At 38.7% G+C, this 19753-nt stretch carries 19 protein-coding genes and 1 pseudogene; 1 reads left to right on the top strand and 19 read right to left on the bottom strand.

Features of this window, described 5'->3' with window-relative positions:
* Nucleotides 1-161: 161 nt before the first annotated feature.
* The 12 genes and pseudogenes from PQ456_RS03110 to guaA form a co-directional block, all read right to left on the bottom strand.
* Nucleotides 162-950: a lytic polysaccharide monooxygenase gene (locus tag PQ456_RS03110; RefSeq protein WP_273614818.1), complete on the bottom strand. Its 789-nt coding sequence runs from the start codon at nucleotides 948-950 to the stop codon at nucleotides 162-164.
* A 63-nt stretch (nucleotides 951-1013) separates the two neighbouring features.
* On the bottom strand, nucleotides 1014-1217 hold the full coding sequence (locus PQ456_RS03105; RefSeq protein ID WP_273616225.1) for a carbohydrate-binding protein: 204 nt from the start codon (nucleotides 1215-1217) through the stop codon (nucleotides 1014-1016).
* Nucleotides 1218-1223: 6 nt separating this feature from the next.
* Nucleotides 1224-2228, bottom strand: a pseudogene (locus tag PQ456_RS03100) (chitinase); the annotation flags it as partial.
* Nucleotides 2229-2585: 357 nt separating this feature from the next.
* Nucleotides 2586-3425, bottom strand: coding sequence for a helix-turn-helix domain-containing protein (locus PQ456_RS03095; protein WP_273614817.1), 840 nt, complete (start codon nucleotides 3423-3425; stop codon nucleotides 2586-2588).
* 194 nt (nucleotides 3426-3619) lie between these two features.
* On the bottom strand, nucleotides 3620-3988 hold the full coding sequence (locus tag PQ456_RS03090) for a hypothetical protein (protein ID WP_273614816.1): 369 nt from the start codon (nucleotides 3986-3988) through the stop codon (nucleotides 3620-3622).
* A gap of 340 nt (nucleotides 3989-4328) precedes the next feature.
* Complete coding sequence (locus tag PQ456_RS03085; RefSeq protein WP_273614815.1) at nucleotides 4329-5483, bottom strand: DNA glycosylase AlkZ-like family protein; 1155 nt, start codon at nucleotides 5481-5483, stop codon at nucleotides 4329-4331.
* A 28-nt stretch (nucleotides 5484-5511) separates the two neighbouring features.
* Nucleotides 5512-6150 carry a lysozyme inhibitor LprI family protein gene (locus PQ456_RS03080; RefSeq protein ID WP_273614814.1) on the bottom strand — a complete coding sequence of 213 codons (639 nt, stop codon included), beginning with the start codon at nucleotides 6148-6150 and terminating at the stop codon, nucleotides 5512-5514.
* Between the two features lie 92 nt (nucleotides 6151-6242).
* Nucleotides 6243-6650, bottom strand: a complete 408-nt coding sequence (locus PQ456_RS03075) for a DUF5071 domain-containing protein (RefSeq protein ID WP_273614813.1) — start codon at nucleotides 6648-6650, stop codon at nucleotides 6243-6245.
* A gap of 199 nt (nucleotides 6651-6849) precedes the next feature.
* A complete protein-coding gene (locus PQ456_RS03070) occupies nucleotides 6850-7236 on the bottom strand; it encodes a hypothetical protein (protein ID WP_273614812.1) in 387 nt (128 codons plus the stop codon).
* Between the two features lie 785 nt (nucleotides 7237-8021).
* Complete coding sequence (locus PQ456_RS03065; RefSeq protein ID WP_273614811.1) at nucleotides 8022-8522, bottom strand: hypothetical protein; 501 nt, start codon at nucleotides 8520-8522, stop codon at nucleotides 8022-8024.
* 246 nt (nucleotides 8523-8768) lie between these two features.
* Entirely contained in the window at nucleotides 8769-10484 is a 1716-nt protein-coding gene (locus PQ456_RS03060; RefSeq protein ID WP_273614810.1) for an ATP-binding protein, read from the bottom strand.
* 667 nt (nucleotides 10485-11151) lie between these two features.
* Nucleotides 11152-12690, bottom strand: coding sequence for a glutamine-hydrolyzing GMP synthase (gene guaA, locus PQ456_RS03055; protein WP_204826635.1), 1539 nt, complete (start codon nucleotides 12688-12690; stop codon nucleotides 11152-11154).
* A gap of 269 nt (nucleotides 12691-12959) precedes the next feature.
* Here guaA and PQ456_RS03050 point away from each other — a divergent pair, with 269 nt between their 5' ends.
* A complete protein-coding gene (locus PQ456_RS03050; protein ID WP_273614809.1) occupies nucleotides 12960-13613 on the top strand; it encodes a DedA family protein in 654 nt (217 codons plus the stop codon).
* Nucleotides 13614-13819: 206 nt separating this feature from the next.
* On the opposite strand, the gene PQ456_RS03045 is transcribed toward PQ456_RS03050, so the two are convergent.
* From PQ456_RS03045 to PQ456_RS03015, 7 genes are all read right to left on the bottom strand, one after another.
* Nucleotides 13820-14995: a M20 metallopeptidase family protein gene (locus PQ456_RS03045; protein WP_273614808.1), complete on the bottom strand. Its 1176-nt coding sequence runs from the start codon at nucleotides 14993-14995 to the stop codon at nucleotides 13820-13822.
* Between the two features lie 142 nt (nucleotides 14996-15137).
* The gene (locus tag PQ456_RS03040; RefSeq protein ID WP_273614807.1) at nucleotides 15138-15773 is read right to left on the bottom strand and encodes a DUF421 domain-containing protein; all 636 of its coding nucleotides are present in this window, start codon (nucleotides 15771-15773) and stop codon (nucleotides 15138-15140) included.
* 22 nt (nucleotides 15774-15795) lie between these two features.
* Nucleotides 15796-16242 (bottom strand): DUF3290 domain-containing protein, encoded by a 447-nt coding sequence (locus PQ456_RS03035; protein ID WP_273614806.1) that lies wholly within the window; start codon nucleotides 16240-16242, stop codon nucleotides 15796-15798.
* 171 nt (nucleotides 16243-16413) lie between these two features.
* Nucleotides 16414-16872, bottom strand: a complete 459-nt coding sequence (gene bcp, locus PQ456_RS03030) for a thioredoxin-dependent thiol peroxidase (protein ID WP_273614805.1) — start codon at nucleotides 16870-16872, stop codon at nucleotides 16414-16416.
* Between the two features lie 101 nt (nucleotides 16873-16973).
* A complete protein-coding gene (locus PQ456_RS03025; RefSeq protein WP_273614804.1) occupies nucleotides 16974-17762 on the bottom strand; it encodes an ABC transporter permease in 789 nt (262 codons plus the stop codon).
* Between the two features lie 4 nt (nucleotides 17763-17766).
* Nucleotides 17767-18561 (bottom strand): ABC transporter permease, encoded by a 795-nt coding sequence (locus PQ456_RS03020; RefSeq protein WP_204826626.1) that lies wholly within the window; start codon nucleotides 18559-18561, stop codon nucleotides 17767-17769.
* On the bottom strand, nucleotides 18554-19579 hold the full coding sequence (locus tag PQ456_RS03015) for an ABC transporter ATP-binding protein (protein ID WP_069329394.1): 1026 nt from the start codon (nucleotides 19577-19579) through the stop codon (nucleotides 18554-18556). Before PQ456_RS03015 ends, PQ456_RS03020 begins: the two co-directional genes overlap by 8 nt.
* Nucleotides 19580-19753: the final 174 nt, after the last annotated feature.

The raw sequence follows: 19753 nt of genomic DNA, 5'->3' as shown, positions 1-19753 counted from the left end.
GCATTTAGATACACTCCAATTCAAAAAAAGCCCATCTACACCGAGCCAGTACCTCTTACTGGATTCGATATAGATGGGCTTTGAGCTGTATTGTTATTTCAAATCCAATAGAACTATTTCAAAAAACAGATTGAACTGGACATGATATAGCAAACATGAATTTACTGCAATCGTGCCAGCAATTCCCACACATCCGATGTACCCGGAGCTTCTCCACTTGTCCACCATTTGGCACGATACGTTTTGCCGTTATAGCTGACCGTATCTCCACCTACATAAATCCCAGAAGCAGTCCAAGCGTTATTAGCAGAAGGTTGGTCTGGATTAGTAGGGGTAGTCGGTGGGGTGCCTCCTGTACCCTGACCTGTAACATTCACATCGATCACTTGATAAAAAGCATTGGCAGTATCACTAATATCCCATACGCCCAAAATCACATGATAACCACTACGATCCGATGGAATATTAATCGTCTGACTCACATTCGCAGATGGCTTGGCTCCATTATCATTAATGACTGCAATTTCTTGTAATGCACTGCGCTTTAGTGGCTCATTTGGATTCCAGCCTTGTTTGGTCATATAATATTTCCAACTGGCTGTCGCATGTTGAGCTGTTAATTTCCATTGCACTTTAAGTGCACCTGTTTTGATATCCGTTTTGTGCCAGCGGGTAGATGTCTGCTCATCTAATGGTGCAAAACCTGCAACCCCTCCACTAGCGATATGTCCATCTGCTGGCCCTGCCGCAGGGTATCCTTTGAGTGCTTCGATACTTTGCGGTTCATACTGTGCACTGCCTACATTGGTATTCAGCCCCAGTGCATTCGATCCTTTGTAAGCACGACTAGCAGGCTGTTCAATATAACCATGTGCCCATATCGTACTGCTCATCAACAACGCACATGTACTGATAGCAACAGTCGCTGTCATCGCTTTTCTCCAATTCATCTATATACCTCCCCAATAATATCACTCGCTATGCGGTATAGATTTATTTGATCGAAAAAGAGATTATAGCTGTTGCCATACATCTGCTTGTCCTGGTGTCTCGCCGGTAGTCCACCATTTGGCACGATACGTTTTGCCATTATAGCTGACTGTATCTCCACCAACATATACCGCAGACGCTGTCCATGCTTTGGCTGTTGGTTGAGTAGGATTGGTTGGTATAGTCGGTGTGGTTGGAGTCGTTGGCGCAGTACCGTTATAGATCAAGTTATAATATGCATTGGAGAATGCTTTATTATACGGTGTTCCTGCGCTATTGCTACCCAGATCCCAGTTCACTGACCATGTCATTAGACCTTTAAGCGATTGCCCTTGTGATTGTAATTTGGAAAATACGTTATAGACTACTGTTGGATCTTTGACAGTTCCATTGCCACCTGCATCTGGATTCGCTGGTAACCCTAGCACTAATTTATCGGCTGGAATCTGTAGTAATCCTCTTGTGCCATGAATAAAGGAATCTGCCATATAGTAAAGGAAATTGTATTTGTCTGCATCTGAATTTTGCGCTAACCATTTGCTCACTTCATCTACCCAAATACCGTCACCTGCTTGATTGTATAGTTGAGGCGCTATAAAGTCATAATAACCTGCTAGACTGGTTAAGTATGGTTCGTACGCTCCACCTGGCTTGAGGTATGGAAATTCCGGAGCCATACTGATCAAAAAGTTCTGTCCTTGAGCTTTGTAATGATTTTTGACAATTTTGAGAGCGGAAGGAATAACGGTTGTGTTGCTTCCTGCTTTGATCGAATTTTGCTCCAAATCGATATCTAATCCATCAAAACCATACACATCGACCAGACGAATAATTTCATTGGCAAATGCTTGCTCTTGTCCTGCACTCAGTTGCACATGTGCATCTGCTCCACCTAACGAAAGAATAACGGCTGTTCCTCTTGCATTTAATGTAGCCACTTGCTGACGAAATTCAGCATCCGTTCCTCGATCTGGCTTGAATGTAGGAATCCCGTTGCCAGTCATAAAAGCAACTGTAACGACATTATAAGCTGTTGGAGATTCACTTAAAGCTATTGTGCGTGAAGATCCTCCCGCGTATCCATCTTTGGCAGAAGACGTCCAATTTTGCCAGTAACCCACCATAACTTTTTTACCACTAATACTTGGCATTGTTGAAGCACTATCTGCGGCTTGAGTCGTTGGCATAGATGTTGCTAGCAGTGAACAACTCATTACTCCAGCCAGTACCCATTTCATTAATTTGCCTTTTTGAATGATATTCATTATATGCACTCCTTCAAATAGTGGAATAAGATCATGCGTTATACGACGGTTGCTTTTCACGACATCTCCATAGACAATACAATCACGAGCAGACGATCTTCCTCCTTTTCCAATAAATTCCTTATTTCAGGTATAACTGAATTATAATGCTTATATTGTGAAAAACTTATGTATATCCGCATAATATAAGGCGAATTATACATCGCCTTATTCCTTTTCCGATCCATTACTAGATCAACGGAAACGATCCAAACAAAAAAAACCTTCTCCATAAGGAAAAGGTGGACGGTGTATTGTGACAGCGACTATGAGGGGTCATCGAATGAAGAATTAATACGTGCAAAATAAATCTTGTAGCAACTGGAACTTGGTGTAACACTGCTCTGCTTTGAACTGTTGTCCAATCTGCTCATAACTGTAGCCACATTCATAATACAGTTGATCAAGGTAATAGCCGATTTTATGATTTTCACAATAGCGAATACCTTGCGTAGCATATTCAATAGCCATTCGATAATCTTGCGTATCCGAGTAAGCTTTCGACAAATAATAAAAGATAGGCGTAAACTGATCACTACCTTCACGATAGACATGAAGTGCACGCAAGCATTTGTGTAACCAACCTATACATGCTCTATAATCTCCATCGAATCCATACGCAATGGCTAACGCCTGAATCACTTCGATCTCATACAACGCTGGAATTCGCTCGCAATGATATGTTAATTTCAAAGCTAACTGAATCATAGGAAATCCACGATCTACAGCTCCCAGATGCACATAGGCGTTTCCTTTCTGATACAGTACAAATTGCTGATCCATCAACGAATAACGACATATCGCTTCTACTTGATGATCTTCAATATATTGCAATAACTCCTGATACATATGCTTTTTTTGCAAATATCTAATATTTTTACGAATACTCTGAATCTCATTGATCTGCTGTTCAGTCATATCGAAAAAAATACGGATATCCAGACTAAACTTATGTGCAATCTGAAATAAAATCTCAGCCGATACCGATTCGACTCCTTTTTCAATACGACTGATCTGCGATTGATTGCAAATCCCTAAAGCCAATTGTTGCTGTGTTAATCCACGTTGCTGTCGAATCTCTCGAATCCGTTGCCCGATCCAGCGGTAATCCAGTACAGTCTGGCTAACCAATGTGCACTACCTCCTGAATACTTCTGTTATACGTCTATCATAAAGATAGAATTGCTCTAGTATCAGGTGTAGAAATACGCATATCGAGAGAATTTCTTAGCATCTATCAAAAAAGAAGATTATTTGTACTATCTCGGAGAAACTGTTATTGATTCTGTTGAATAGAAACATACTTAGCTAGTATTCTACAGACTTTATGGATAATCTAGTGTCCCTTTGACGACGATATGTTTGCCTTTGCGATCTTCGAATACTTTCACATGGACTTTGGTACCTTCTTGAAATTTGGGAAGATTCATCGTGTAGACTGTTGTTTTGACTGTTGCTTGAAAAGGAAGTGCTGTTGGACGCTCAATCTTCACCACCAATAGAATCTCCGGTTGTCCACTACTATATTGACCTGTCGGGGTAATCGAGATAATCGTTGCTCGTGCCGAATAACCTTCCAGTATCGTCTGTTCGGTGATACTTTTCTTATTCAAGACTCGTGGTAATACAATCGCAATCACTGCAAAAAAAATCAGTAATCCGATACAACTTAATATCAGCGTTAACGGTTCCAATCCTCTGATCTCCTTCGGCTAACAATAGCTGGCATTATCCATTTCTAAGCCTGGTAATATCCAGATATCAGTCGTAGTGTTATATACATATGGCTTAGATTACAATGTATTATGGTCGTAGCAGTAACATTTAGCTGAGCTAAGTGTTGCTTTTTGTCTTTATGAGCTATTTATACGCTATTTATATTTTATCATGTTCGATGTATAAGCCCTATAGATGTATATATATTCATATACGATTAGAACAAATAGGATCTCAGATGCCAAAAAGCCACCTGATTTGAGTTTCAGGTAGCTCAAGCAATTGTTATCTTTTTTCATAACTACATCTATAGGAAGGTTATAAATAAGTGATTTCTTGCGCAGGAATAATCTGCTCTGCTTCTACAAATACACATAAATTCTGCAATATAGATTCAATCTGGCGCTTGTGCTCTACGGCTTGAGCGGAATCAAATAACGTTAATTTTTGCACCTGTAACTCCCGACGTTGGCGATCATTTTTGAGATCAATCACACCCATAATCTGTTCTCCAATCAAAATTGGCATTGCAAAATAACCATATTGTCGTTGTTCTTTGGGCATATAACTTTCTAGCTTATAATTCACATCAAATAACTTCAACAACCGTGACCGATCTCGAATCATATTATCAAAAGGAGATAACAGTGTCGCTGCGCTACCTTCTAACTTTTCCAAAGTAGACAGTAACGGAATATCTTGTGTACGAATAAAATGCTCTTCCGCCCAATCTTCCACCTGTATCTGCTGAATATTCCCTTGTTCCAATTGTTGCTGGATATACTCGCTGACTGCTGTTTTATTGAGGTTAAAGCAAGCTTTTAATTCTTTGAGCGTGGCGATCCCCAAATTTTCAAACGTCAAATCAAGCAAATATGTATTCAGCGTCGGTTCATGTTCCAGCGTCCGATGTTCTTCAATATTCTGATCTGTTATTGTATATAACTTATTGAAATGATGATCTCGACTGACCTTGATCAAGCCTGCACGCCATAATTGGTCTAATGCTCGTCTTGCCGGTGTCATACTCCATGTCGCTCCACTTGATGGCTGATCGTGTTCAATATCTCGCGAACGTAGTGGCTGATTAAGCTGTACTTGCTCATAAATATTTAATATAAAATCTAACTTCGGTTGGTTCATGATCTTCAAATGATGATGTGCAAAATAATGATGCAAATGCTCATAAGAAGATGCTGGCAACAAACACAAAGCAAACAAATACACTTCAAAAATCGACTGCTGCTCATACAATTCTAACAACCATTCCCGCTGATACCGATGATCTCTCGACCAGAAAAATAAATCCTGACTACGAGATAATACATTCATCGTATCCAGCTGGACATAACCAAGTCGGTTGAGTGCATGTAATACTCCATTAGCATCCTGATAGTGATTCAAATGAGGTTGTAATAGTCCTTGTTGATGCAATTGCAGACGCTTCATCTGTGCTCTGGTCGTTGTCAGCATAGAATCCTCCTGTTATGGACTGGATATGTTATTGATACACAAATTTCAGTTGATGATCATTATGTTCGTAAGCATATTCCATCAATTGAATAGTTCGCTCACGTGTTCTCGACAATTGGGCACTAACTGCACTTACTTGTCCTTGAGAACCAAAATACGAATCTTTCAAAAACGTATCTTCGACGAATTCTGCTTCTTGTTGATCATACGTTTCCCAACCTTTTTGAGATTGTTGTAACAAAGCATACTGGGATGCAGATAACTTGGACTTCAATTGTTGCATCGTATTATTCATTTCGATATCCCATAATTTCAAATACTTTCCTTCAAGAGCAACCCAACCGGCGGTCGAGAACTGACTAGAGTTCTGAAATTCATTATACTCTTTATTGTATGCCCGATCTAACGGATTGTTATGGATCAGATGATTAAATGTATCTTCCGGGTCCATCTGGTAATCGCCATAGTATGGAGTATCTTCTGTAGATTCTTCCGATTGCTCTGTAGAAGTCTGGTTTGCTTTGGTTGTCTTTTGATTAACTTCAGCCGATGCTGTAACACTTGGTTTGGATGTGGCAGTAGCCTCTGGTGTCGTTGCCTGATGATTCGATTGACCGCAAGCTGTTAATACCGTGCATGTTAAAAGTAAACTAATCGTCCATTTCATAAATATTCTCCTTGTATACGTTAGTTGTATCTGATTGTAGATTACATATTAAATTGATATGTAGAATCAAATCGCTATTTTGGTATTTAAAATCATGAATTTTCTGGATCATGATCTAATGTATTTAAAATCTCTCGTGCTGTAATATGACTTTCCGTTTCATGCTCCCATTGTGTGGGTGAATCAGCTATCCGACGAATTTCTGGTTCTAGCTTTCGAATCAAAGCTACAGGTAAAAAACCAACAATATATTGCAGACACCATTCGATCCATTCGGTATCATCTGTATGCAATACGTCTCGCACATGAGGAACAATTTCATCAGGAACTGTAAGCAGTATTTTGGACATCGGTATAGCAACAGGCCAGTTAATATCCTGCAACCAGACAAGTAGTTCTGGAAGAATAGGGATTAGATCTTGAGGGTCTAATTGCTGTAATCGCTGGATTGCACCAAAATCAAATTTGGATTCTGGTATTAAGTGATTGGATTCGGTCATGTTCAAGCCCTCCTTTACATATAAATTTCAAAAAATGTAGCTACCTCTGTAATACTTAGCCAAATCATGTGGTTCATCTTATCATGTTCAAAAAAGGGAAAAGTAAAAATGATATGAATAATGGATAACATTCTGTAAATTTTGTCTCGATAATTGAACTACATATCAATACTTTGGGTTGTTCAATCTATGTTTAAAACTAACCTCTATGCTCTGTATTTAATCTTCTCCATATTAATTTGAGAATATGCCTTGATAACCCATCATCACCTAACAGACCTGTTAGGAGAAAGTAATATAAAGGTTCACTTTCTGAAGTTAGTAAGTCTGGATCTTCTCCAGCTTCAGTAATCAGTATTCTTTTGTAATGTTCTACTAAATTTGGAACTTTCTCTGTATCAGATAATTCATATGCATTGCGGATAAACATTCCAAATGACCAATGAAATTCAAATAGATTCTTTTCTTCAATATCAAGAAAATGTTGTCTCATGCCATCATCAAGATGATATTGCATAATATGATCTACTAGACCTTCAAAAGAATCAATGATTTGCTTTGGAGGTAACGAATTGCTTTTATCCATGAAGTTCAATCCTTTCGTTAAGGTCACTTAGACAGGCATTTGTTAAAAAAATCATGTAACTGCTTAATTTGTAGTATGGATAATCACTCCTTTTTTTGTATACATTATAACTAAAAAAAAACCTCAAAACCTTAGAGATCTAAGATTTTGAGGCTTGGTTATCCTATTCCCACTCTAGGATTTCCACTTAAAATGAACAGGACGTTCTCTTTTATTATCATGACTTATGTATGCTAACTTAACTAAATAAGTATATAAAGAGTCTTTATTGTTTTTTTGGATAAATAAGTAAATATTATATCAACTTCTTGCCTTGTTTGCTGCATGAGCCTGTCAAATAAATTCCAAATTAAAAATAGAGCCAACGCCTATGAAATTCGTTTGGCTCTATTAAGCAAGGTATTTAGAAATTATTTAAGAGATTAAATTAATTCTATTGCTACGTGTGTCATTATAGGTCTTATTGCAGAAAGGACACTTTAAATGAGTATTTGCTGGCATAGCAGGGTGAATCTTATTTGCAATATCACCTTCAAAACAATGGTATAATGCCGTTTCTGATAAATAATTTTTTTCAGCTGAATCAAAGGTGAAATATTCAAAGTAGTCGGCTATTTGCGAATAAGGGTGATACAATAACCTACGTTGCAAATCCGTATCAGATCTTCCAACGTAGATTGGTACTACTGTATTTTTACTCTTTGTGTAAAGAATATAGGTTCCTTTAAATCCTTTTGGAATTAGGAGACGGATGAGCCATGGAGTAAACTTATACAACCTTGGCTTCATAAGGCAAGACCCAATTCTTTTTTATATGCCTTCCTTGCTTTACTAACTCTTGTTCGCATTGCCTTAACACTGGTATTGTAGTATTCTGCTAAATCTACAGCATCTTTACCTGAAGCAAGTTCTACTAAAACAGCCTTTATCTGCTTATTCAGAGCTATACGGCTAATTTCATCCGTTACTTCCAATTTGAAATTTTCATAGTCATTAGTAGTTTGATTAGTTACAAGTAATGATGCAATACCCGCCATCTCACTCGCTTCTTTAATTACATTAATTCTATTGCGAATTTTAGAGCCAGCACTCCCTAACACATCTCGTACAATGGTTTTTGGATTACCCTGCTTTAAAGGCGTATTCAAAAGATAGTCCATTGCTTGCTCAATTCGCTCAATTCGGTAGGAACCACTCGTGGATTTAAGAGCTTTGGCTCTCATGTTGTCCAACAGAATTAATGCATCAATAACATCATGACTCATTTGTAGATAGTTTTTATTCATTTTTTTGCCCCATTTCTAGTGTCCGCTAATATAGTCGGTCACTGAATCTTTTTGAAAAGTTAGAATCTAGTTACATACTTTTACTGTAGCCGTCCTCGGGATCGATTACAGGTAACTCTATTTTATAATTTTTTTACATAATTCACAATTTATTTTCTATATTTTAAAATTTTAGCAACTTTCCGTTCCTGCTTTCACTTTATATGCGGGAGAAGAAATAAAAAAAATATATCTACTTTTGTTTTATTAAAACGATTTTAACAATTCGCGAACATAAGCCCCAGAAAAGAAACCCCATTGTGTCCTTAAATCACTATACACATCATCTGGATTTGCGTGCATATTCTCAGCTTTAGCATAAGCCATAAATAATACATCGATAGCAGCTTCAGCCTTTCTTGCAAGTTCAATCATTTCATCAGGGTTAATCGTTGAAGGGTCTTGGCTAGACGCTTCTTTTATAGGATTATAAATTTGTTTAATAAATGGATGCCGATGATTTATTTTCACTACTGCTTTACCATTAAAATGTGTTATATCAAGCAACTCTTTACCAGGCCACGAAGAGTCTACTAAGGTAATAGGTTGCTCATTAATTTGCTCGGTCATTTTGTCAGCTAGTTCCTTGTTAATATCAGCATCTATCCCAGCATCTTCAAGTATATCCTTAATAACCTCTTTTACTTCATCTTCCGTAGCATTTAAACCAGCTCTTCCAGGTATAGCAGTCTTTTCAGCTTCTTTTACTGCCTTTGTTGCTGGAGTATGTTCTATATCATGTTTTCTTTTTTCCGTACTAGTTTTCGCAAATACATCTTGAATTTGTTTACGAGCAGCTTTAACTGGTTTATCTAGAATTTTACGAATTTCTGCCCTCAACTTACCAACAGGAACTGCTCCCCTTTTAACATTGCGAACTTGAAAATATTCATCAAGGGTTGCGGGAAAACTAATTTCCACCCCAATAAATCTGTCAATATTCTCAATCCTAGATGGAAACATGCCTTGAATTGGATCATAATAAATCTCTCTTCCATTTCTCAGGATACTAATCTTTCCATCGCGATCCTTTAGATACAGCTCTTTAAACCTTGATGCAGAACCTTTATATCCACCTTCTCCTTTAACTTTCCTAAGCACCTCTGGCAGTAAAGTAACCGTTATCACTACTTCTTCGCCCTCGATCTCAATAACTGATCGATCAATAACATCAGCAGGTAAGTTATTTTCACCGACGAGTTTAGAAATTCTTGGGCTGTCTAGTAACATTAATGGGTCATATAGGTCAAGAAATTTATCGCTTAATTGAATCAATAAGCCCTGATCAATAAACTTCCGATAAGCTCTCGCAAGAAACTTTGTTAATTCCTGTAAATATTCATTTATAGAATTTCCATATTTACCTTCATTAGTTAAACGATCAATTTTAGACCAGACAATCAATGTTCCTGAATCAAAAGGAGCCCCTTCATCCCACGCCATATGCATTGCATATTCCTTTGGAAACCCATCGATTTCTTGAGCAATAATGTGAGTTTGTTCCTCTGTTGTTATGAGGTCAAGATCTAGAAAAGCATGATAATATCGGTCTTCCCCTAAAGTCTTTGTATAAATATCTACTCTTCTTCCTTGGCTTAATGCAGCAACTTTCATTCCCACACCAAAACGACCAAGTCCCTTGCGTTGATTATATCTAGTCGAAAAACCTATTTTTAAAGTTTGTGCTAGTATATCCGATTTAATCCCAAATCCATTATCAGCGAACACAATTGTATTTATACTTTTATCAGTCTTATTTTGATAAGGAATCACTTTAACAATCTTTGAACCAGCTTCAATTGAATTATCAACTACCTCACCTACTGCCGTAGATAAATCAAAACCCGAATCACGCCAACTTTCAAGAGCCTTATCCACTTGAAAGATGTCTGATTTTAAAACACTTGATAATTTGTTTTCCATATTAATAATCCTCCTATTTTCGAATTGGCCTCAGGTCCAATTCAAATGTTTATTAAAGGAAGTAAAAAAATAGCCATTGTTGCACTCTCTTACTTTCCTTCACTCTATATGGGGTGTATGTTTGAAAAAAATTTCCTGGCAAAGGATTTTTTATTAAATTTAAGATTTAGAGTAACAAAATTATTGACATGAATGCTTTAACGATATGGTACAAATAAATATATTTATAAATTATCGAAGGCAAACTAATAAACTAATACATGTATTCACATATTATTTATCTAACAGGAAAGGCAGCTATATGTTCATAAACTTAGACTACATTTACAGTAGTCTTTGACAAATATAGTTTTTCCTTCGATTAAAAACTTTTGAAGAAAGTTTTAATATTGTAGTTCGCTTTAATAATCCATACTCAGAGTTATCAATTCGATTGGGCAAATCAATTTTTTCTGAGAATATACTATCCAAAAGTAAACTCTATTATGCTAAATCTAATAAAAAAATACCCCCATCAGAATTTGACAAGGGTATTTGGTTTCACGTTCTACCAATTTTGGGTAGAGAGTTTGGCGCGAAACCAATTAATTTTTATTTAAAATAAACCTTCTTATAACATGTAAATTCCTATTAAATTAGCGTAAAAACTTCATTTTTATTTTATAGTCTACTCCCACTCAATCGTAGCTGGTGGTTTGGACGTAATATCATACACAATACGGTTTACATTATCGACTTCATTGACAATACGCACCGAAATCTTCTCTAACACATCCCACGGGATACGTGCCCAGTCGGCAGTCATGCCATCGATCGATGTTACAGCACGAATACCTACGGTATACGAGTACGTACGAGCATCGCCCATAACGCCTACGCTCTTCATGTTAGGAAGTGCAGTGAAGTACTGCCAAATTTCGCTTTCAAGACCTGCTTTTGCGATCTCTTCACGCAAAATGTAATCGGAATCGCGAACGATTTGCAATTTATCTTCAGTCACTTCGCCCAAGACACGAATCGCTAGACCTGGACCTGGGAAAGGTTGACGCCATACGATTGCAGCTGGCAATCCGCATTGTTCGCCGACTTTACGTACTTCGTCTTTGAATAGTGCTTTGAGTGGCTCTACCAATTCGAAGTGCATATCTTCTGGCAATCCACCTACGTTATGGTGAGATTTGATCGTTTGTGCTGTTGCTGTACCACTTTCTACAATATCGGTATAAAGTGTACCTTGTGCTAGATACGCGAAGTCGCCTAATTTACGAGACTCTTCATCGAAGCAGTAGATAAATTCATTACCGATAATTTTACGTTTTTGCTCAGGATCGTCAACGCCTGCCAATTTGGACAAGAAACGTTCTTGGGCATCGATTTTGACAACTTTCATATCGAACTTACCAACAAACGTCTCCATGACGCTTTCCGCTTCGCCTTTACGTAAAAGACCATGGTCGATAAACATACATGTTAATTGAGGACCGATCGCTTTGTGCAAAAGAATCGCCACTACCGAAGAATCGACACCGCCACTTAGTGCGCACAATACATTTTTGTCGCCGACTTGTGTACGAATCTCTTCGATCGTATCTTCGATAAACGTCTCCATGCTCCATTCGCCCGCACATTTACAAATTTCATATAAGAAATTACGGATCATTTCGTTACCGAACACAGAATGACGTACTTCTGGATGGAACTGTACAGCATACAATTGACGCTCTGCATTACTCATCGCAGCAATTGGAGCCGATTCTGTACTTGCATCCAATACGAATCCTTCTGGCAAGCCGACTACATGGTCACCATGACTCATCCATACGGTGTGACTGGATTCCATGCCTTTATTCAATGCGCAATGAGCCATAAAGTCTACATCAGACTTCCCGTACTCACGCTTCGCAGAACGTTCTACTTTACCGGACAATTGTTGAGCCATTAACTGCATACCGTAGCAAATACCGAAGATCGGCACATTCAGATCATAGATCGCTGGATCGACATGCGGTGCATTTTCTGCATACACGCTAGAAGGTCCACCGGAAAAGATGATCCCTTTCGGTGACAATTCACGAATCTTTTCGACCGGGGTATTAAAAGGCATTAATTCACTGTACACGCCTAGATCACGGATACGTCTTGCGATCAACTGGTTGTACTGTCCCCCAAAATCGAGAACTACAATAATTTCACTTGGACTATTCATTCACGAACCTCCCACATTTCAATGAGTCTAATTATACCTATGTGCAAAAGCCACCGTCAAGGCTTCCAACCTTACTACAGCAATTAAAAGTGTACTTTCTTCCACTCTCTATCAAGATTACGTTTACATTTCAGAAATAACGAGATTTCTTTTAAAATAGACCTATTAATAGACTTTGTAGTTTCCGATAGATTATGATGTAATAGATTGTTTTATTTTAGGAAAAATAGTCAAATACAGAGAAATCATAGCACCACGGAGGAAAACTCATGCAATTTATACATTATATAGAATCTCTTTTTACACATCATAGTTATCTGGTGCTTTTTCTAGGACTATTGCTTGAATTTATCGCTCTTCCTTTCCCTGGTGAAACAATGATGGGATATGCTGGCTATTTGTCTTATATGGGTCGCCTGAATATAGTGCTATTATTTCTTTGTGCGTTTGCCGGTACAACGATCGGGATGACGATCACTTATTTTATCGGTCGAAAAGCAGGGCTTCCGTTCTTACGTAAATATGGAAAATGGTTGTTGTTGCCACAATCCAAGCTGGATAAAGCACAACTGTGGTTTGGTAAATATGGATATACACTTGTATTCTTTGGATATTTTATACCGGGAGTACGTCATTTCACCGGTTACTTCTCAGGTGTTATGAACTTTAAGTTCTGGCGCTTTGCTGCTTACTCATATAGCGGTGCATTGATCTGGGTTAGTATCTTTCTAGCATTAGGTCGCATTTTCGGACCACAATGGACGATGGTCTTTCACTGGATTCATCACTATTCATTTGAAGCGATTGCGATTATTGTGGTGCTAATCTTGTTCTTTATTCTTGTGAAGTTCCGCAGACGATTAGGAATTGCACTGGTGAATCGATTTGGAAAGAAAAAGCCTGATGATTCCGCAGGTGAATAAACTAAAAGTATAAAAAAGCAGCGAAGAATCGGGCAATAGATGCCACAATCTTCGCTGCTTTTTTTATTTCATATTGAATATGACACTACTTAGAAGATATGCTCATACTGCTATTAGTACTTTGTTCTTTTTTTGATGATATTTTTTATTAAGTTCTACATACCAAGTTCTGTTGTATCTTCTCTCATCGTATCATCCAGAATAACCTACAGTAATTTCTCTGCCGCAATGCCCAAAAAGACTTTACCTGCATTCACAAGCGCACGTTCATCGATATCGAACCGTGGATGGTGATGTGGGAATGCGGTATCTTCGGTTTCATTTTTCGATCCGACAAAGAAGAAGTTACCCGGACGCTCTTGTAGATAGTAGGCAAAATCTTCCGCTCCCATCGCTGGTGGTAACATCAGAAATGCTTCTTCACCCATCGTATCGACAACGACTTGTTGAACATGTTCTGTCTGCTCTGGTGTATTCACAACGGTTGGATAACCATGAATATAATTAATTGTATATGTCGCATGACTGGCTAATGTGATGCCATGTACCAAATCTCGAATATCTTGCTCAATCTTGGTACGAATCTCTGGATCAAATGCACGCACTGTACCTTCGATCTTCGCTTTATCGGCAATAACGTTAAATGCTTGTCCTGCTTGGAACACACCGATAGTCACTACAGCCGACTGCATCGGGCTGATATGACGGGATACGATGGTCTGCAAAGCTCCTACTAACTGGCTACCGATCACGATAGAATCGACTGACAAATCAGGCTGTGCGCCATGTCCGCCTTTTCCTTGAATCGTAATTGAAAAGGAATCTGCGGATGCCATTGCAGGCCCTGAAGCTGTGCCGATTTTGCCCAGTGGAAGAGCACTCGCTAAATGCGCACCGTACACTTCATCGACTCCGTCCAATGCTCCATCTTCGACCATTGCTTTGGCTCCACCTGGAAGAAGTTCTTCAGCATGTTGGAAAATAAACCGAACCTTTCCTTTCAAATGTGCTTGCTGATCGCTAAGTACACTGGCTACACCCAGTAATGCTGCTGTATGCCCATCATGTCCGCAAGCATGCATCACGCCATCATTTTGCGAACGATAGTCGACTGTATTTTCTTCATGAATGGGCAGTGCATCAAAGTCTGCTCGAAATGCTATCGTTGGGCCTGATTGTGCCCCTTGTAGATCAGCGATCAATCCGCCTTCACCTACACCTGTACGCACTTCATACCCGAATCCTTTTAACGTATCTGCAATATATTGAGAAGTTTTCACTTCTTGAAAAGATAATTCAGGGAACTTGTGCATATGTCTACGCCAAGATACCATTTGATCAAATTGTGCTTCGATTGCTTGTATCCATTGTTGTTTTGTCATAAGTGTGTGCCTCCTTGAATAGTGTGAATCAACCTCTAAATATTCCATTATTTAGAAAAACCCAATGACTCCAAACTAACATAGCTCACTCTTTATGTCAAATTTATCATATAAAAATGTGATGTTTAAACAGCAAATCGATTTACTTTTTGTACGCATGCAGGCGCAGTTCACCTGAGATATATTCACCTAGATAAATTTCAGATATATGATGATGAGTTTCTTGTTTGACCCGCTCTTCTAGCCATTTGATATCTTTATGAATCAGATCAAGTACATCTTGATTGACCTGCCCATCTACAATAATCGGGTAACGAATATTTTCATCACCGTATTGGATAACGGTTAATTGTCCGTTTTGCTCTAAAATGGCTCGTTTTACATTTTTAATCTCATATATCCCTATCGCTCGTAACTTGAACATCAATTCATTTGCCGATATGCCGCAACGTAGACATTCGCCAACATTGACTTCCCCGTTGACAACTAAGTTGATCGGCTTGCCATCGACAATACGCTTAATGTATGGATTGTGTTGTTTGAGGAATTTGATCATAAAGACCAGTAACGTCCAGATCATCAGCACGAGGAAAAATTGTAATGGCTTGACTGCTTCATTATAGATCACACCGCCTATAATGCCCCCGAGTACATAGTTCTGCACTTGATCAATCGCCGATGTGGGCGCTAGATTGCCTTTGCCCATTAGATTAATCTGTAACACCAGACAAAGAATACCAAGCGCTAATTTGATAATAACAGGATAATAAGCTTCCATAGATTGTTTCCTTTCTTTCTACTTATTGGTTGATGATGTGAACGTCTGGATTCACCAGATAGACCGTTTCTAATGTATAAGCACTCATATCATCATTAAAATGAGCGGTATAGTAAGCTGTTGGTGTTTTGATAATAACTTCGTCTACAAGCGTGGTTGAATTCACACTGATCGTTGTTTCATCCAACTTCTGGTCTTTGGCTAATTGATGGACAAATTGCACCATCTGCGAGTATTTGGAATAGGTGCTCTGATCTTGCGTATAATCCGAATACTGTACACCAATCATAAACACTATAATAAGTAGCAAAATAATACTTAGATCGCGATATTTGGTCTCAATACGTTTGCGCATATATAAGGAAAATAACACCAGCAATAAGATCAGTGCGACAAAAATAAAGATGTATTTGAGATAGACATTAAATGTCGATTGATTTTCCAAATAAGCAATAGTGTAAAAATTCATAAGTCGTTCTCCTCTCCTTTGGTATCGATTGCTATCCACAAGATGACTACAGGTAAGCGCTATTTTATCCATTAAAAAAGCAACGTCTTTGGAAGGACGTTGCTTTGGTAAAACTATCATAGAGCCATATTGATTTGTAGCAACTTTACTTGCTTCCATAACAATGTCTTTTTACAGTGCAGCAAATACTTCTTCAGTATGCCCTTTAACTTTCACTTTGTTCCAAGCTTTGATCAAGATACCTTCTTCGTCGATCAAAAATGTAGACCGTACAATACCTTCGTATTCTTTGCCATACATTTTCTTCAATTGCCATACGCCAAATGCTTCTGCAACTGCATGATCAGGATCGGATAGTAACGGGAAAGACAGTTCATACTTTTGTGCAAATTTATCATGAGATTTGACCGGATCAGGACTGATTCCCAACACAACCGCACCTTTTTGCTCATACGCTGCTGAACTATCGCGGAAATCACAAGCTTCCTGGGTACAACCCGGCGTGCTATCTTTCGGGTAAAAGTATAACACGACCTTTTTGCCACGATAATCACTTAACGAGATTTCTTGACCTCCAGATGCTTCTAATGTAAATTCAGGTACCGGTTGCCCTATTTGTAATTCACTCATGGTAATTCCTCCTTCAGCTACCTTATTCTTTTTAGCTTCGATGTAAAATATAAAGAACTCACTTTCAAAATACAAGCATGTTCCTTCTTAATATATTCAACTTATGATCCTGCTCCGCGATAACGCTTGATTCCACCATTCCAGAATACCAATCCTAGTGCGAAAAAGACAATCCCCATCACAGGTGTGATCCAAGCCATCCGAATCATTTCAGGTCGATCTAAAAACAGTGCCGCAGGATAGATACCTACAAATGCGAATGGCAATATCCATGTTAGCAAAATTTGAATAATACGGTTGTAGATCGTAATCGGATAACGTCCGTATGTCTGGATATTGTACATTAACGGAATAATCCCTGTCGGTGAATCCGAGTAAAAAGAGATCGACGTTAGAATCGTATAGATTCCGGTATAGATCAGTGTTGAACCGAGAACCATCACAATCAGTGCAGGAATATGCCACCATAATAGCTCGATTCCTAACTGACCTCCACTCCAGATCATAATAATCACACCAATCAACGAACCGATTAATGACGGTGGATCAAGATTTTCTAGAAAAATCTGAAATAGATTATGAGCAGGACGGGTCAAAATGCGATCCATTTCTCCTTTGACAATATAACGATCGCCAAAGTTCCATAGATTCACAAAGCAACTATACAATCCATACGGAATCATAAAGTATCCATATACAAATACCACTTCCGCTTCGGTAAATCCACCTAATGTATCTGTATGTGCAAATACGACAAAAATAAAGATTAAGTTGGTCGCTTGAAATAACAAATCCGAGATCACTTCTACCCAGAAGTCGGCACGATATGTTAGACGTGTCTTCGCATAATTCAGAAAGTATTCCCATACCAATCCAAGATAATATTTCATCTGCTTAGCCCCCTTGTACGAACAGCCGCACACGAGCAGCACGCCATATAAAATAAATTGGAATTAATAATAGAACAAACCAGACCACCTGAATCCCTAACACTTCTAAAATGCCTGTTCCTTTAACACGACCTGTAAATACCGAACCCGGCAAATACGTGATCGCTTGAAAAGGTAGAAAATTCATAATCGATACCAACCAACCCGGGAAAAAGCTAATTGGAATCAATAACCCTGAAAATAGATCAACGACAATTCGCTTCATCCGCATCATACCTTCGTTATTTTCAACAAAAAAAGCAAGCATTCCGATAATAATATTAATCTGCGAATTGATCAGAAAGCTAAAAAATAACATGATCAGAAAACCGATCCAAGAGGTGATACTTGTCGGCAATTGAACCGGAAATAATAGTAATGCGATCAACATCCCTGGAATCATAAATAATAAGAAACGGAACAATCCTTCACCGAATCCTTGCATCATTTTGACCATCAAATAGTTGTACGGGCGGATAAACTGAATCGCTATCGTACCGTCTCGAATCTCGGTCGCTATCTCCCGATCCAGATTGTTAAAATAAAACGACCGTGCCATCCATGAAACAGCTACATACGTGGTCATCTGTGCGGCTGTAAAGCCTGCAATCTGCTCTTTGCCCCCGTAGATCGCTTGCCATGTAAAATAATACACACCGATATTAAGCGTATATACCAGAATACCAGAGTAATAATTCACTCGATATGCCAGCATCGTCAAAAAACGAATACGAATAAAATCCCAATACAGACTAGACATGAATCTTAACCTCCGGCTTTTCGGCTGAACCGGAACTATAAATCTGACGTACAATTTCATCGGTACTGGTCTCGGAAATCTGAATATCCAGAATTTCGACCTGACTGAGTACTGCGGTTAGCACATCGGATACGGCTGTATCTGCAGTTACTAATGCTGTAGCTACAAGTTCACCTTCTTGTGTCCACTGTACAGGTAGACTGGCTGTCCACGCTTGGAGCTGAGATGCAGTCACTGCTTTGCCGAACTGGAAGCGTACTTCTTTGCCTTTACCCCAGCGAGTCTTCAGATCATCTAAGCCGCCATCATAGATGACGTTACCAGCATCCAGCATAATCACGCGCGAACAGAGTGCTTCGATATCTTGCAGATCATGTGTTGTCAGTAGAATCGTTGTCCCTTGTGTACGATTAAGGTCTTTTAGAAATTCACGAATTTCGGATTTGACGACGATATCCAGACCGATCGTAGGTTCATCCAAAAAAATAATCGATGGATTGTGTAACAATGCTGCAACTAATTCACAACGCATCCGCTGACCCAAACTCAGCTTACGTACAGGACGGCTTAATAAGTCTTGTAATTGCAGACGTTCCACCAGCTCATCGAGGCGTTTTTTGTAATCTGCTTCAGATACCTGATATACTTTACGAAGCAATTGAAAAGATTCTATTACTCCTATATCCCACCACAACTGACTTCTTTGTCCGAACACAACACCGATTCCCTGCACGAACTTTTCCCGTTCTTGATAAGGCACATACCCGTTAACCTTAATCTGTCCGGATGTAGGGACAAGAATACCAGTGAGCATTTTGATGGTGGTCGATTTGCCAGCACCATTTTCCCCGATATATCCACAGATTTCTCCTTGTGGAATAGAAAAGGTAATATCGTTCACCGCAGCAACTTCATTATATTGCCTTGCGAATAAGTCTTTCAGTGCTCCGGTTAATCCTCCGCGGCTCTTCTGAATCTGAAAGGTTTTGCGTAAATCTTGTACTTCGATCGCCTGCATGAGTATCTCCTTTATGCTTGATTGATGTTCATGTTAGAAATGCGCTATAATTCGCGTTATTTATAACAATCTTGTCAATTCGCTGTAATTGATTGTTGCCTAAAAAAAAATTATAATGTACGGGTGTCATGAAGAGCAATCAAAAGTGATAAACAATTTTTCAAATTGGCATTA

This window comes from Paenibacillus kyungheensis (genome assembly GCF_028606985.1).
Classification (GTDB): Bacteria; Bacillota; Bacilli; order Paenibacillales; family Paenibacillaceae; genus Saccharibacillus; species Saccharibacillus kyungheensis.
Note: the sequence above shows the minus strand (reverse complement) of the source record. Positions and strands in the feature narration are given on the sequence as shown.